Genomic DNA, 14,796 nt, shown 5'->3' on the forward strand with positions numbered 1-14,796 from the left:
CGACGGCGATCAGCCGCCCCCGCCGAACAGCCGGCGCCAGAGGGAACGCGGACGGTTTTCCGACGCCGTCCGCGCAAGCCGCGCCTCGGCTTCGGCCAGCGGGTCGCCGGCCGGTGTCCCGCCCTCCGCCTGCCAAGCTTGCAGAGCCTCGCACTGCAAGCCCAGCAGCTCGCCGAGCGCGGGAAACAGGCGGCTTTCGACAATCGCCCGCTCCTGCCCCCGCAGCGAGCGGAAATAGACATCCATTTCCTCGATCCGGAAGGGCGACGCCGCCTTCGGCGATGTCAGCGGCATGTCCATCAGCATCTCGAAATCGCGGCCCAGGCGCGCCTGCAAGGCCGCCTGGTCGGGCGCCCGCAGGTACCGGATCGTGTCGCCGGCCACGACGCCGGGTTCGTGATCGATCACGAAGGTCAGGGTCAGATAGCCGCTGCCATCCTCCCGGTGAAAGGCCGACACCTTGACGATGCCCTCGAGGGCCGGCTGTTGCCCGCTCTGCGGGCGCATGAAGCCGGCAAAGCCGATCATGCGCTCGTCGGCCTTGGTGCTGAGAATGCCGCCCATCAGGTCGTAGGGTTGTTCCATGGCGAAGGCTCTCCGGGGCAAGGGACAGGCTGGGGTAACGCGAAAGCGAGAGTATGCGGGCGGGCCCATCGGGCGACAAGAGCCTCGGCGCCAGGGCCTTTGCTAGAATCGGCGAGGGATTTTCGCGCCAGCGGGGAACTCCCGCGGTCCGCCGCTGTATATCCAGCTTCCATTGTTTTTCCCAGCCCCCAGGAATCCCATGACCTCAAAAACCGGCGTACTGCTGATGCAGCTTGGCACTCCCGACAGCCCTTCGACCCGCGATGTGGCCCGCTACCTTGGCGAGTTCCTCAACGATCCGCGGGTCGTCGACCTGCCCTGGCTGGCCCGGAAGCTGCTGGTCAACGGCATCATCGTCCCCTTCCGGTCGCCGAAATCGGCCAGGATCTACCGGCAGCTGTGGGAACTGGGCGGCGGCCGCTCGCCCCTGCTGACCTACACCGAGCGTGCCCAGACATTGCTGCAGGCCCGTTTCGCGGGCGAACCGGTGGTGGTGGAAATGGCCATGCGCTACCAGAATCCCTCGCTGGAAAGCGTGCTGGAGCGCATGCGCCGCGCCAATTACGCCCGCATCGTGCTGATCCCCCTGTTCCCGCAATATGCCAGTGCCTCGACCGGGTCCGCCATCGACCGGGCCCTGGACATCATCCGCCGCTGGTGGGTGATCCCCGAGCTCAGCACGGTGAGCCAGTTCTACGACCAGCCGGCCTATATCGATGCCGTGGCCGCCCGTGCCGACGGTTTCCGGCTGGACGAATACGACCATGTCCTGTTTTCCTACCACGGCCTGCCGGAGCGCCAGCTCGACAAGGTATACGCCGACGGCGACCTGTGCGCCGACCAGCCCTGCGAGACCGAGGTCAACGAGGCCAACCGGTTCTGCTACAAGGCGGCCTGCTACGCCACCACCCGCCTCTTGGCCGCCAGGCTGGGGCTGCCGGAATCCCGCTACACCACCTGCTTCCAGTCACGCCTGAACGGCAAGTGGGTGCAACCCTTTTCCGACCAGGTCATCGAGGCGCAGGCCCGGCAGGGCGCCCGCAAGCTGCTGGTCTTCAGCCCGGCCTTTGTCGCCGACTGCCTGGAAACGCTGATCGAGATCGGCGAGGAATATCAAGCGCTGTTCGCCCAGCACGGCGGCGAGAAGGTGCAGCTGGTGCCAAGCAGCAACGATCACCCCCGCTTCATCGACTGCCTCGAAACGTTGGTCAGGGAGCGGCTGCCTTCGGCTTGAAAGCCGCCATACGACACGGCAACCGCCAGCACAAAGAAACCAACCAGGGAATAAAACGGCAAGGAATGCCGCCACAATACGTCGCCCAACGTCTTGATGGCACATGACGATATCAGGAATGAGGGCACGCCAGACAACATCAGGGACAGAATTAAAAGGAGCCCATAGATTCTTCTGTGGGGACTTTGACTTATGCAACGGATAAAGATCAGGACCGGCACCGCCAACAGAGGAAAGTAATACATCCAGCCCAGGGGCGAGAGCAGCAACATGGAAGGCGTCGACAGCAGGAAAAGCCTGTCCGCCAACTCCGGCCGGGACACACCCAGCAACCTCGCCCTCCAAACGAGACGTGCCACGACAAGCACCACCATCATGCTCGACAAGAAAATCAAGCATGAAGACAGAACCGGCGCGTCGAACCATGCGTTTCCTTCCGCTCCCCCGAATAGCTTGGTGTAGAACCCGAAAAAGGACGCATTCCAGCTCGAGGAAAACCAAGATACCTTGCCCAGGACAGCAAGATAATCACTGTAATGCTGGAATCCCAGCAGGCCGCCAGAGCAGCTTACAGCGATGACCAGACCAGCCAGCGCCGAGACCAGAACCGACCAGCGGCCTGCACACAGAATGGGCAGAAAGAAAAAAACAAAGAACGGTTTAAGTCCAACGAGAAGCCCCAGATAAAGACCCGACAAGCGGTCTTTTCCCATTCTCAGGGCGAACCAGGAAAGCGTCATGGGCAGCATCAACAGGAAAGCGACCTGACCATACTCGAAATTCGCATAGGAAGGGAAATAAGCAAGGAAGACCAGAACCGTCAGAATGGCTCGCCGAGATGAGGCTAAGCCAGGGAAGGCCCGGCTTTTCAGAACCTGCCACCACGCAAGTCCGGCGCAGGCAAGGGAGACCATACAGAACAGGATCCATGCATCTTCATAGCTCAAGTAGGCCAGCGGCATCACCAACATAACCATGGTTGGCGGATTGAGGTTTGGGTGAATGATCTCCTCAATCCGCATAGGAGCCCGAGGCCCGTGGTCCCCGCCCATTGCCGGCTGTGGCAGCGATTGGTTTTGGCACTTTCGAGCCTTGTCTGGCGGCATCCAGTACGACTGCCCGCCCGTCAGCACATTGCGAGATGACAAATAGAACTTATAGAAATCATTCAAAGCCCCGCTGCCATATACCTCTCTTGCCGCACCATAGTAGAACCAGAAAACAGCAAGAGACAAGGCGAACAACGCGCACCCAACAAGCGCGTTCGCCAGGAAGGGCGACCGACTAGAAATACCATTCAGCATTGTATTCAACACCAACCAAAAGCGCTTCCCTGCCCTTACAGCGCCATGGCAGTAAGGCAGAACTTGTCGCCGCCCATGAAACGGCAATAAAAAGCCCCTACGAGAGGGGCTTTTTGTGCGAAAAATCAGATACTCTGACGAACCATCAGCTGGAGTCTCCACAGGTAGAGGGCTTGCAGCTTGCATCGGAATAGCAAGTCCATTTAATAGGGTCACTGGCCTGGGCTGGCGCTACTGGAGTCAGCCTAACTATTTTACCTTGCACACAGGATGCCACCCCTGTGGCTTTCATTGTTGCCGTGATAACACCCTCATCAACAACCAGAGATTCAGCATATTTCCCCGCTCCTGTCGTTGTGTTAGGAGGAATCCCATTTGTATCGCCATCAAGATTAGTCAAGCTCCCCGTATTGATATACGCTTCCGCCACAGCCACTTTCCGACCCGAAGCAATTGCAATGGCATCCCCCAACTGCGCCTTGCCCGTATAGTCCTGATAGGCGGGGATCGCAATCGCCGCCAGAATACCGATGATCGCGATAACGATCATCAACTCGATCAGGGTAAAACCCTGCTGTCTCATGTTTCTGAATTCCGTATTCACGGCGAACCTCCTGACAATGTCTGTCCGTTAGCTATTTTTTTTCGTACCCGTCGTGCCCCGGCCAGCCTCCAAGGCCGCTCGCCTCAACGCATTGAGCCCGCCATGGGCCGAGCCCCCCGCTGCCACCAGCACACGGGAACTTTAGCAGATTTGCGGATTCGTCATGACGTGCGCGCGGCCAGGGCTGGCGGCTTGCGCAAGGGCTGCCCCCATGACAGGCAGCAACTGCCGTCATGGGGCCATAATGCCCGCCCTGTCCACCACGGAGATCGTCCGCATGAAAAGCTACCGCAAGGAACTCTGGTTCAACACGCCCCAGCGCGTGGGTTTCGTCAACATCACGGCCGAGGTGCAGGCGTGCCTGCGCGAAAGCGGCATCCGCGAGGGTCTGGCGCTGGTGAATGCCATGCACATCACCGCCTCGGTGTTCATCAACGATGACGAGTCCGGCCTACATGGCGATTTCGCCAGCTGGCTGGAGGAACTGGCGCCGCACGCGCCGCTGAGCCGTTACCGGCACAACCTGACCGGCGAGGACAACGGCGACGCGCACCTGAAGCGCCAGCTGATGGGCCGCGAGGTGGTGGTGGCCGTGACCGAGGGCAAGCTGGACTTCGGGCCATGGGAGCAGATCTTCTACGGCGAGTTCGACGGCCGGCGGCGCAAGCGCGTGCTGGTGAAGATCATCGGCGAATAGCCCGGGCCGCCGCTAGTCCTCGTCCTCGCCGTAGGGCTGCGGTTTCGCGCCTTCGGGAATCCGGTGGCTGCGGGCGGTGCGCAGCAGGGTCAGGGCGTTGCCGGCGACGATCAGCACCACCAGGCCGAGAGTGATCCAGAAAAGGGTCATGGGTTTGGCTTCACAGGGTCGGGTTGGACGCGCTAGGATAGCCCGAAACTGGGGAGAGCCAGACCCTATGCCCACATCCGCCACCCCGCCGCATCGCCGGGCGCCGTCCGGCCCGACACCATGAGCCAAGCCCCCGTCTGGCGCATCGGCGGCTGGCTGAACCTGATCCAGAGCACCTTCGTCGGCCTGCTGCGGGTCCTGTCGGTGCCCATTGTGCTGATGCTCAGCGTCGCCTCGGGCTACACCACTTACTACGGGCTCAGCTACTTCATCACCCCCTGGATTGCCTTCATCGTCACCGTCGCGGTGCAGTCCATCGTCGTCATCTGCTCGCTGGAGCTGGCCGGCATGCACTGGCGGGCCAACCCCTTGCGCTACCTGAGCGTGGTCCTGTCGCTGCTGGTGGCGCTGACGGTATCGGTTACCTTTTCCTATTTCAAGTTCTACGAGTTTTCCCGGCGCGACACGCTGCTGATCGAGCGCCAGGCGCGGCTGGCGGAGGACGTCAACCGCTACATGGTCGAAGTGGTGTCCCTGCGCAGCCGGCTCACGGCCGAGCAGCACAAGCGCATCGACGCCGCCGCCCGCGACACGGAGCGGGCCTACCTGAGCACGCATCCGGGCATGGCCGGGCAGAAGGTCGGCAAGGGCCGGATCTGGAGCTACTACAACGAGATCCTGCAAGGCGAGCAGTCGCGCCTGAAAAGACTGGATACCCAGACCCAGCCGCTGGAGTCCGCCCTGGCGGCGGCCCGCGCGGCGCTGCTGGCCTTCTCCGCACGCCCGAGCGAGGCCACGGCCCATGCCCGCCTGCTGGAGGCATTCCAGAACCTGGCGATACAGGCCGACCAGCTGGCCGCCAACTACGGGTTGACGCCGGTACAGGGGCCGCGGCTGGCCAGCTTCGCGGAATTCTCGCGCGGCATCACGCCGTCCTTCGCCATGTGGGCCGATCTGTCGTGGTTCGCGCTGGCCTGCGCCTCGATGGTGGACTTCTTCACCCTGGTGCTGTCCTACCGCCTGGAAATGACCGCGCCGGGTCCGCTGACCGAGGAAGAGAGGGAGCTGGCCTTCCAGGGACTGCGCCAATTCAGCCGCTTCACCATCAATCGCAACGACGAGCTGGAATTCCGCCTGGAACGCACGGAGCTGGAGCGCGCCCGGCGGGTTCCGGACTGGCAGCGGATGTTCTCGGTGGCCTTCCTGCTCAATCGCGGCTACCTGCGCAAGATGAGCGGCTCGTCGGTGGAGTTCGCCCCCAACCTCTACCCCATCATCGCCGAACGGCTGGCGCGGCAGCCGGCCCCGCCGTCCGGCATGCCGGCCAACGACGCAGCGCTGGCCGAGGCCCTGCGGAAACAGCGGCATGGCTGAGTCCGGTCATGACGACAGCGGCTGGAACGCCGGCTTCGAGGGCGACCGGCGCGTGGTGCTGTCGCGGCTGGGACCCTACCGGCGTGTCTTTCCCCGGCCGCGCGGCTACGTGAAGCGGCTCCATCATCGCGTCTTCGATCTCGTCATCGAGGACTGGGACATCCCCCTGGAACCGCCCTCGCTGGGCAATCTCTGCACCGTCAGGGCGGCGCTCGCGATCCGCTTCCAGCCCACCCTGGCCTTCGCCCGCGAGCATGTCGAGCACCTGGAGGATCTGGGCGGACACATCCGCCGGCAGTATTGCGCGCTGCTGAAGGACACCGCCGAGGCGGCGCTGCGGGCCCTGGAATCGGCCAACTGGCTGAACCAGGGCCATGCCCGGCTGGAGCGGGAGATCGAGGACCTGGCCCAGGAACTGCTGGCCATCCGCGATATCCAGAGCCGTTGCCGCTGCCGCATCGAGGCCACCTTCGCCGCACTCGACGTGGACCAGTTCGACGAGCACATGGCCTCGGCCGACCCGGCCCGCAACGGCATGGCCCTGGAACTCCTGCGGCGCCGCCGCGAAACCCTGGCGCGCGTTGCCCGCGAGCGGCATCAGGAAGCCCTGCTGGAACAGCGGCTGCACCTGGAACAGCAGCAACAGCTGCTGGACTTGCTGAAGCAGGAAACCGCCCTGCTGCGCGCCCAGCAACAGGAGCAGACCCTGCAGGCGCGCGAGGCGCTGCTGGCCGACGAGACCCGCGAGTCCGAGAGGATCGACAGCGAGACCCGGCTCAGGCGTGAACGCATCCGCCAGGAGGCCGAACTCAAGCGCCTGGAACTGGAAGCCCGCCTGCTGGAGAAGGACCAGCGCACCGACAGCCATGGCGAGGTGCACGATCACCTGAAGCGGGAGATCGAGCTCCTGGCCATGGAACGGCAGCGGCTGGCGCTGGAGGAGGAAATCCACAGGACCCGGCTGGCGCGGGCCAAGGGCTGGATCATCGGCGCCAAGAAGCGTTTCCCGCTCGGCCAGGACCAGGACAACGCCATCGCCATGGAAGGCCAGATCGCGCGGCACACCGACCCCGGCTGAAGCGCCCTGCCCCCTGCCGGGTACACGCAGGCCTGCCCGGCCATCCCCCCTGACCATCGGAATGAACCCTGTCGGCATGATCGATCGCAAACCGAACCTGTTGCGCCTCGCCATCCTCGTCCTGGCGCTGACCACCTCGCTCGCCGAGGCCAATCCCTGGGCGGACGTGCCCAGTCCCAGCGCCGGCCCCTCCCGCGCCATCGGCGACACCAGCGCCGGCTGCATCCGCGGCGCCCGCACGCTGCCGACCGAGGGCAAGGGCTATGTGGTGATGCATCTGGAGCGCAACCGCTATTACGGCCACCCCAGCCTGATCCGCTCGATCCAGGCCTTGGGCGAGCGGGCGGCACAGGGACTGGGCATCATGCACGTCGGTGATCTCGGCATGGCGCGCGGCGGCCCGATGCCGTTCGGCCACCGCAGCCATCAGACAGGCCTGGATGCCGACGTCTGGTTCGACCTCAGCCCCGGCCTGCATCTCAACGCCAACGCGGATCGCTCGGATGTCCGCGCCTACAGCCTGCTGAACCGGACCAGCGACGGACTCGACGACCGGCTCTGGAGCGACAGCCACGCGCAGTTGCTGAAGGCGGCGGCCAGCCTGCCGGCGGTGGACCGGATCTTCGTCAACGCCCGCATCAAGCAGGCGCTGTGCCTCGGCAGCCGCAGCGACCGTACCTGGCTCAGGAAAATCCGTCCCTGGTACCGTCACGAGGATCACTTCCACATGCGCCTGGCCTGTCCGCCGGACAGCCCGGCCTGCAAGCGGCAGGAGCCCATTCCGCCCGGCGATGGCTGCAACGAACTCGACTGGTGGTTCCGGCGGACGCCCGATCCCGCTGCGCCCGCCAAGACGCCACCTCCGCCAAAGCCCCTCATGCCTGCCGAATGCCGGGCCGTGCTGGCGGATGATTGAGCGGCGGTGCCCGCCGGGGCCGCCGCGGGTGGAAGGCCCGATGACGTAGGGTCTGATGGCGGTACGTGACGGCGGCGGGTCGGCAATGCCGCGCGCCGGGGGCGGTCATTTCCGGCCGCTTTCGTCGCTCTCGCCGTTGAGCAGCACCAGCTTGAACAGCTCGACGCGGCGGCTGTCGGTGCGGAGAACGATGAAGCGATAGCGCCCCAGCTCGGCCTTCTCACCGCGCTTGGGCACATGCCCCAGGTGATGGACGATGAGGCCGCCGATGGTGTCGAACTCGTCGTCTTTGAAGTCGGCGCCGAAGTAGTCGTTGAAATCCTCGATCGGCGTCAGTGCCTTGAGGGCGTATTCGCGGTCGTTCTTGCGGAAGATGTATTCCTCGTCGCCGAAGTCATGCTCGTCCTCGATGTCGCCGACGATCTGCTCCAGCACGTCCTCGATGGTCACCAGACCGGCGGCCGCGCCGTATTCGTCGACCACGATGGCCATGTGGCTGCGGGTGGCGCGAAATTCGCGCAACAGCACATTGAGGCGCTTGCTCTCCGGCACATAGAGCGCCGAGCGCATGATGTCGCGGACCAGCTTGCTGCGATCCTTGAGGCTCTGCAGCAGCAGATCCTTGACCAGCAGGATGCCGACCACCTCGGTACGGTCCTCGGCGATCACGGGGTAACGGGAATGGGCGGATTCGGCGACGAGCGGGAAGACGGTCTCGATCTCCGCATCCTGCGGCACGACGACCATTTGCGAGCGGGGAACGGTGATATCGCGAACGCGGAGTTCGGAGACCTGGAGCACGCCCTCGATCATGGAAAGGGCGTCGGTGTCGATGAGCTGGCGCTTGTGGGCGGTCTTGAGCAGTTCCAGCAGATCCTCGCGGTCCTCGGGTTCGCCGGAGATGAAGTGGGTCAGGCGGGCGAGCCAACTTCGATGCTCGCCCGCGGAATCATCGCTCATGTCTTGGGGGCCTCGTCGATCTCATAGGGGTTGGGATAGCCTAACCGCGCCAGGATGTCGATTTCCACCGCCTCCATGCGCTCGGCATCGTCGTCTTCGATGTGATCGTAGCCGCGCAGGTGCAGCACACCGTGCACCACCAGGTGCGCCCAGTGCGCTTCCGCCGGCTTGTCCTGTTCCCGCGCCTCGCGCTCGACCACCGGCGCACAGATGACCAGATCGCCCAGCAGCAGGTTGGGCACGCCGGGCGGCGTCTCGCAGGGAAAGCTGAGGACGTTGGTCGGTCCGGGCTTGTGCCGGTAGGTCTGGTTGAGCTCGGCGCTGCCGGCCTCGTCGACAATGCGGATGAAGACCTCGGCGTCGTCCGCATCGGATCCGGCGGCCACCGCCCAGCGCTGAAACAGCTCGGCTTCCGGTACCGCGAGGCCCGAGACGTTGTCGACCTCAACGATCATGGGTGTCGGTCGCGGGCCGGGCCCGATCCCAGGCCTCGTAGGCGGCGACGATGCGCTGCACCAGGGGGTGCCGGACGACATCGTGGGCGCCGAAGAAGGTGAAGCTGATGCCCTCGACCTCGCGCAGCACCTCCAGCACGTGGCGCAGACCCGATTCCTTGCTGCGCGGCAGGTCGATCTGGGTGATGTCGCCGGTCACCACGGCCTTGGAGCCGAAGCCGACACGGGTCAGGAACATCTTGATCTGCTCGACGGTGGTGTTCTGCGCCTCGTCGAGGATGATGAAGGATTCGTTCAGCGTGCGGCCGCGCATGAAGGCCAGCGGCGCGACCTCGATGACGTTGCGCTCGATGAGCTTGGCGACCCGCTCGAAGCCGAGCATCTCGTACAGCGCGTCGTACAGGGGCCGCAGGTAGGGATCGACCTTCTGCGCCATGTCGCCGGGCAGGAAGCCGAGCTTCTCGCCGGCCTCGACCGCGGGACGGGCCAGGATCAGCCGCCGGACCTCCTCCCTTTCCAGCGCTGCCACCGCGCAGGCGACGGCCAGATAGGTCTTGCCGGTACCCGCCGGACCGATGCCGAAGTTGATGTCGCAGCGGGCGATGTTTTGCAGGTAGTGCTGCTGATTGGCGCCGCGCGGCCGGATGATGCCACGCTTGGTGCGGAAAACCGGCGCCGGCTCGGTGGCGGCGGCCGTCGCCAGCATCGCCTCGACATTGGCATCCTGCAGCGAGAGATGCACCCGCTCCGGCGTGATGACCTCGTCGCGGCTGGCCGCGAACAGGCTCTGCACCACCCGCGCCGCGGCCTGCACCGCGCGGTCGGCGCCGATCAGGGTGAACTGGTTGCCGCGGTTGGCGATCTCCACGCCCAGCCGGCGCTCGATCTGCCGCAGGTGTTCGTCGAACTGGCCGCAGAGGCTGGCCAGCCGCTCGTTGTCGTCCGGCTCCAGCCGCAGCTGGAGGGTAATGGGGAAATTAAGCAAGTGAGGCCATTTGGGATGAGCCGGGCGCCGCCGGGGCCGGCAACCAGCGGCCGCGTAGCGAGTTCGGCATCGCCTCGGTGATCTGCACGTCGACGAACTGGCCGATCAGGCGCGGATCGCCCGGGAAGTTGACCACCCGGTTGTTTTCGGTGCGCCCGCAGAGCTCGCGCCCGTCGCGTTTGGAAGCACCCTCGACCAGCACGCGCTGCACGCTGCCGACCATGCCGCGGGAAATCTCCGCCGCCATCTGGTTGATGCGCGCCTGCAAACACGCCAGGCGGGCCTTTTTTTCGGCCATGGGCACGTCGTCGGGCAGGTCGGCCGCCGGCGTGCCGGGCCGCGGACTGTAGATGAAGCTGAAGGAATGGTCGTAGCCGAGGGTCTCGATCAGGTCCATGGTCGCCTCGAAGTCCGCCGCGGTCTCGCCGGGATAGCCGACGATGAAATCGGAGGACAGCGAGAGTTCGGGGCGCACCTCGCGCAGGCGGCGAATCCTGTCGATGTATTCCTCGCGGGTATGGCCGCGCTTCATCAGGGACAGGATGCGGTCGCTGCCGCTCTGCACCGGCAGATGCAGGTGGCTGACCAGCTTGGGAATGTCCGCGTAGGCCTCGATCAGGCTGTCGCTGAACTCGACCGGATGCGAGGTGGTATAGCGGATCCGCTCGATGCCGTCGATGGCGGCCACGTAATGCAGCAGCAGCGCGAAATCGGCGATCTCGCCGTCGTCCATCAGGCCGCGGTAGGCGTTGACGTTCTGCCCCAGCAGCACGACCTCGCGGACACCCTGCTCCGCCAGCAATGCCAGCTCAGCGATGACATCATCCAGCGGGCGGCTGATCTCCTCGCCGCGGGTATAGGGCACGACGCAGAAGGTGCAGTACTTGCTGCAGCCCTCCATGATCGACACGAACGCCTTCGGCCCCTCGGCGCGTGGCTCCGGCAGGGCATCGAATTTCTCGATCTCGGGGAAGGAAACGTCGATGGCGGGCTGCTGCTCCCTGCGCACCCGGTCCAGCAGTTGCGGCAAGCGGTGCAGGGTCTGCGGGCCGAACACGAGGTCGACATAGGGGGCGCGCTTCTGCAGGGCTTCGCCCTCCTGACTGGCGACGCAGCCACCGACACCGATGACGAGATCCGGCCGGCTCTGCTTCAGCGGCCGCCAGCGACCGAGTTCGGAGAACACCTTTTCCTGGGCCTTCTCGCGCACGGAGCAGGTATTCATGAGCAGCACGTCGGCCTGCTCGGGATCGTCGGTCAGCTCGAAACCGTGGGAGGCATGCAATACGTCCCGCATCTTGGCGGAATCGTATTCGTTCATCTGGCAGCCTAGGGTTTCGATATAGAGTTTCTGCGTCATCCCGTTGGGCGATCTTTGCGGCGGCGAGATTCTATCAGACTTCCCGGACTTGTCAGGGCGCCGCGATCCGGCACGGGCGGTTGTCCGGCCGGCTCCCGGGCGGGAGGGCCGAACGTGGCTGGGCGAGCGTTGCGGGAGATATCCCGGGGCGTCCGGGTTGCCCGGAGCGATTCAGGCAGGCAGGGATGAAGGGGGTACCGGGGTGGCCAAACCCTGGGCCGGCGGGCGTCAGGGCAGCCAGCGGTTGCGCCGGATCAGTGCTTCCAGCCAGTCGCCGTGCCCCCGGGCATCGTCCGGCAGGCTCGGATAGACGAAGCGGTAGAAACGGCTGACGGCGCCCGGCTCGGGCGTCTCGGGACGGGCGGCAACCGGAACGGTCTGGCGGTAGAACATCAGCTGGTCGCGCTCGTCGTTCGCGTGGCGGGGCGAAATCGGTGTCATCGTGCCCATGACCTGGTCCTCTCTCGTGTGCATGTCGTGAGGGGAAAAAGATGGGTATCCGGTCAGCCGGAGGGCGGGCCGGATACCCATAAGCCATTCGACTGAGAAGGAGAAACTCAGCCCGACCTTCATGAAGCAGCTAGCATGCCAGAACCGGTCGCGGCGGCACCGGCCCCGGACCGCCCGGCTCGACGCCGGCCCGGCAGGGATTCGCGGCCCGGCCGGCAGCCGCCCCGGGCCCGGCTCACCCCCCATGTTGCCCGATATTGGGGCACGACGGGCGCGCCTTGGGGCATCAGGTACCCGCCCGGTCGCGAAGTGCGGCGCGCAGATGCGAGCGGTCGCCCAACCGAACCAGGCGCGGGCCATGCTCGTGGAACTCGATCACCGCCAGCGAGGCCACCGGCGTGTCCACCCGGTCACGATAGCCGCCCAGATCGATGCCGAGCAACGCACAGACCAGGATGCGGATGGTGGCCTTGTGGGAAACCACCAGCACGTCGCCGTCGCAATGGGCTTGCTGGATCTCGTCGAGCACCTCCAGCGCCCGCCGGGCGACATCGATGCCGCGCTCGCCGCCGGTCGGTCCGTTCCAGCCGGCATCCGCCAGCCAGCGCGGATAGTCACGCGGATACTCCCCGGCAACCTGGGCGGCCGACTTGCCCTCCCATTCGCCATAGTCGATCTCGCGCAGCCCCGGCCGCAGCCGCATCTCGTGCCCCGCCAGCCGACACAGCGGCGCCGCCGTGGCCCGGGTGCGCCGCAGGGGACTGACGTAGACGCCGGCCCAGGGATGATCCCGGTAGGCCAGCGCGAAGTCCTCGGCCATCTCCCGGCCGGTCTCGGTGAGATCGATATCGGTCAGGCCGCAATAGCCGCCGCTGGCGCTGGCTTCGGTCTCGCCGTGTCGCAGCAGGAAAAGCGTGAGAGGCATGGGCATTCACCTGTCGGGTGCGAAAAATCCGGGGCTCGACCCCGCGCCGGCAAGGCGAGCCGGGCGGCCGACACGGGAGCCAATGGGGACCTCAGGAACTGCACGACAGCATCGAGCAGCCGGGCCGGTTGCGGGCCCAGTCGGGGCGCCTGGCGGCAAAGGCCTCCCGGCCCGGCTGGTCCGCGTAAGGGCGGCGCAGGACCTCCAGCAGTTCGTGGATCATGCCCGGGTCACCGGCCTCGGCGCGGTCGATGGCCTGCTGGGCCAGGTAGTTGCGCAGCACGTAACGCGGATTGACGGCCTGCATGCGCGCCACGCGCCAGTCGTCCGACCGTCCATCCCGGCGCAGCCGGCCGGCATAGGCCCGCAGCCAGCGGGCAAGATGCTGCCGATGCGCCTCGCCGACCGTCTCCGGCCGGTACCAGACGTCCGCCAAGGGTGCCAGCAGGCTTGGCTCGTCGGCCTCGGCGAGGCCGGGTCCGATGGCGGACAGCTGGCGGAAGAAAAGCGTCATGTCGGTCTCGACGGCGGGCAGGATCTCCAGCAGTTCGGCGCCGAGTGCGTCGTCGCTGGCCGGCTCGTAGGCCACGAAGCCCAGCTTGGCCGCCATCATCTCGCGCCAGCCGCGCTCGTAGCCGGACGGGTACGCATCCAGCGCCGCCTGCAAGGGTGCGACCTCGCCGATCAGCGGATGGATGGCGTTGGCCAGCTGCACCAGGTTCCAGTAGGCGATGCGCGGCTGGTGACCGAAACGGTAGCGCCGGCCGGCGGCATCGGTGGTATTGGGCGTCCAGTCGGGATCGTAGTCGTCCACCCAGCCATAGGGGCCGTAATCAATGGTCAGCCCCAGGATCGACATGTTATCGGTGTTCATGACCCCATGCACGAAACCGACCCGCTGCCAATGGACGAGCAGCGCCGCCGTGCGCCGGCAGACCTCTTCGAACCAGCGCAGGTAGCCATCGCGTGCGGGCGCGGCCGCCAGCTCGGGAAAATCGGCGGCCAGGGTGAAATCGACCAGCCGGCGCAGGCCCTCGATATCGCCGCGTGCGGCGAAGATCTCGAAGTGGCCGAAGCGCGTGAAGGAGGGCGCCACCCGGCAGACGATGGCGCCGGGCTCGGGTCGGGGATGGCCGTCGTAGAACAGGTCACGGATCACCGCCTGCCCGGTCTCGACCAGACTCAGCGCGCGCGTGGTCGGCACGCCCAAGTGATGCATGGCCTCGCTGCAGAGAAATTCGCGGATCGAGGAACGCAGCACCGCCAGACCGTCCGCCCGGCGGGAATACGGCGTGGGTCCGGCGCCCTTGAGCTGCAGCGTGCGATAACGCCCATCGGGGCACAGGGTCTCGCCGAGATTGATGGCGCGGCCATCGCCCAGCTGCCCGGCCCACTGGCCGAACTGGTGGCCGCCATAGCAGGTGGCGTGCGGCACCATGCCGGGCAGCAGGCGATTGCCCGCCAGCACCTCGGCGAAGCCGGGGTCGCGATGGGCGTCATCGGCAAGCCCCAGCTCGGTGGCAACCTCGGCGGCGTGCGCCAGCAGGCGGGGGGCCGGTACCGGCGTGGGCGAGACGCGGGAATAGCATGCGCCCTGCACCTGGCGCGGGATATTGCGGGTATCGGGATCGGCCGGCAGGGCGTCGACGAAACGGCTGCCGAAACGCAGCTCATGCAGGCGTTTGCGGGTATTCATGCCAGGTTGAGTGGCAAAGGCCG

Annotated in this window: 16 protein-coding genes and 1 pseudogene; 5 read left to right on the top strand and 12 right to left on the bottom strand. The window is 65.8% G+C overall.

What is annotated here, in order from left to right; genetic code table 11:
• Positions 1-9 precede the first annotated feature (9 nt).
• The gene (locus tag ACYQ1H_RS06415) at positions 10-585 is read right to left on the bottom strand and encodes a hypothetical protein (protein ID WP_460027216.1); all 576 of its coding nucleotides are present in this window, start codon (positions 583-585) and stop codon (positions 10-12) included.
• 199 nt (positions 586-784) lie between these two features.
• Here ACYQ1H_RS06415 and hemH point away from each other — a divergent pair, with 199 nt between their 5' ends.
• Positions 785-1,819: a ferrochelatase gene (hemH, locus tag ACYQ1H_RS06420; RefSeq protein ID WP_460027217.1), complete on the top strand. Its 1,035-nt coding sequence runs from the start codon at positions 785-787 to the stop codon at positions 1,817-1,819.
• Here the strand turns inward: hemH and ACYQ1H_RS06425 are convergent.
• The 3 genes and pseudogenes from ACYQ1H_RS06425 to ACYQ1H_RS06435 form a co-directional block, all read right to left on the bottom strand.
• On the bottom strand, positions 1,759-3,123 hold the full coding sequence (locus ACYQ1H_RS06425) for a glycosyltransferase family 87 protein (protein ID WP_460027263.1): 1,365 nt from the start codon (positions 3,121-3,123) through the stop codon (positions 1,759-1,761). The two genes, hemH and ACYQ1H_RS06425, sit on opposite strands and share 61 nt — an antisense overlap.
• 145 nt (positions 3,124-3,268) lie before the next feature.
• Entirely contained in the window at positions 3,269-3,559 is a 291-nt protein-coding gene (locus ACYQ1H_RS06430) for a pilin (RefSeq protein WP_460027264.1), read from the bottom strand.
• 41 nt (positions 3,560-3,600) lie between these two features.
• A pseudogene (locus ACYQ1H_RS06435) lies at positions 3,601-3,706 on the bottom strand (prepilin-type N-terminal cleavage/methylation domain-containing protein); the annotation flags it as partial.
• Between the two features lie 298 nt (positions 3,707-4,004).
• On the opposite strand from ACYQ1H_RS06435, the gene ACYQ1H_RS06440 reads away from it, so the two are divergent.
• Positions 4,005-4,424, top strand: a complete 420-nt coding sequence (locus tag ACYQ1H_RS06440; RefSeq protein ID WP_460027218.1) for a secondary thiamine-phosphate synthase enzyme YjbQ — start codon at positions 4,005-4,007, stop codon at positions 4,422-4,424.
• Between the two features lie 12 nt (positions 4,425-4,436).
• Here ACYQ1H_RS06440 and ACYQ1H_RS06445 read toward each other — a convergent pair whose 3' ends face one another.
• Positions 4,437-4,574 carry a hypothetical protein gene (locus ACYQ1H_RS06445; protein ID WP_460027219.1) on the bottom strand — a complete coding sequence of 46 codons (138 nt, stop codon included), beginning with the start codon at positions 4,572-4,574 and terminating at the stop codon, positions 4,437-4,439.
• Positions 4,575-4,694: 120 nt separating this feature from the next.
• Here ACYQ1H_RS06445 and ACYQ1H_RS06450 point away from each other — a divergent pair, with 120 nt between their 5' ends.
• The 3 genes from ACYQ1H_RS06450 (at position 4,695) to mepA (ending at position 7,942) form a co-directional block, all read left to right on the top strand.
• A complete protein-coding gene (locus ACYQ1H_RS06450) occupies positions 4,695-5,948 on the top strand; it encodes a hypothetical protein (RefSeq protein ID WP_460027220.1) in 1,254 nt (417 codons plus the stop codon).
• Positions 5,941-7,026, top strand: a complete 1,086-nt coding sequence (locus ACYQ1H_RS06455) for a coiled-coil domain-containing protein (RefSeq protein WP_460027221.1) — start codon at positions 5,941-5,943, stop codon at positions 7,024-7,026. Before ACYQ1H_RS06450 ends, ACYQ1H_RS06455 begins: the two co-directional genes overlap by 8 nt.
• 76 nt (positions 7,027-7,102) lie before the next feature.
• Positions 7,103-7,942 (top strand): penicillin-insensitive murein endopeptidase, encoded by an 840-nt coding sequence (gene mepA / locus ACYQ1H_RS06460; protein ID WP_460027222.1) that lies wholly within the window; start codon positions 7,103-7,105, stop codon positions 7,940-7,942.
• A 105-nt stretch (positions 7,943-8,047) separates the two neighbouring features.
• Here mepA and ACYQ1H_RS06465 read toward each other — a convergent pair whose 3' ends face one another.
• The 7 genes from ACYQ1H_RS06465 to ACYQ1H_RS06495 form a co-directional block, all read right to left on the bottom strand.
• A complete protein-coding gene (locus ACYQ1H_RS06465; RefSeq protein WP_460027223.1) occupies positions 8,048-8,902 on the bottom strand; it encodes a CorC family transporter in 855 nt (284 codons plus the stop codon).
• The gene (gene ybeY, locus ACYQ1H_RS06470; RefSeq protein ID WP_460027224.1) at positions 8,899-9,357 is read right to left on the bottom strand and encodes an rRNA maturation RNase YbeY; all 459 of its coding nucleotides are present in this window, start codon (positions 9,355-9,357) and stop codon (positions 8,899-8,901) included. The genes ACYQ1H_RS06465 and ybeY overlap by 4 nt, the downstream gene beginning before the upstream one ends.
• On the bottom strand, positions 9,347-10,342 hold the full coding sequence (locus tag ACYQ1H_RS06475) for a PhoH family protein (protein ID WP_460027225.1): 996 nt from the start codon (positions 10,340-10,342) through the stop codon (positions 9,347-9,349). Before ACYQ1H_RS06475 ends, ybeY begins: the two co-directional genes overlap by 11 nt.
• The gene (miaB, locus tag ACYQ1H_RS06480; RefSeq protein WP_460027226.1) at positions 10,335-11,702 is read right to left on the bottom strand and encodes a tRNA (N6-isopentenyl adenosine(37)-C2)-methylthiotransferase MiaB; all 1,368 of its coding nucleotides are present in this window, start codon (positions 11,700-11,702) and stop codon (positions 10,335-10,337) included. Before miaB ends, ACYQ1H_RS06475 begins: the two co-directional genes overlap by 8 nt.
• Before the next feature lie 228 nt (positions 11,703-11,930).
• Complete coding sequence (locus ACYQ1H_RS06485) at positions 11,931-12,176, bottom strand: hypothetical protein (RefSeq protein WP_460027227.1); 246 nt, start codon at positions 12,174-12,176, stop codon at positions 11,931-11,933.
• 262 nt (positions 12,177-12,438) lie between these two features.
• The gene (locus tag ACYQ1H_RS06490) at positions 12,439-13,077 is read right to left on the bottom strand and encodes a histidine phosphatase family protein (protein WP_460027228.1); all 639 of its coding nucleotides are present in this window, start codon (positions 13,075-13,077) and stop codon (positions 12,439-12,441) included.
• 91 nt (positions 13,078-13,168) lie between these two features.
• The gene (locus ACYQ1H_RS06495; protein WP_460027229.1) at positions 13,169-14,773 is read right to left on the bottom strand and encodes a protein adenylyltransferase SelO; all 1,605 of its coding nucleotides are present in this window, start codon (positions 14,771-14,773) and stop codon (positions 13,169-13,171) included.
• Positions 14,774-14,796: the final 23 nt, after the last annotated feature.

The organism is Methyloparacoccus murrellii (assembly GCF_054657115.1).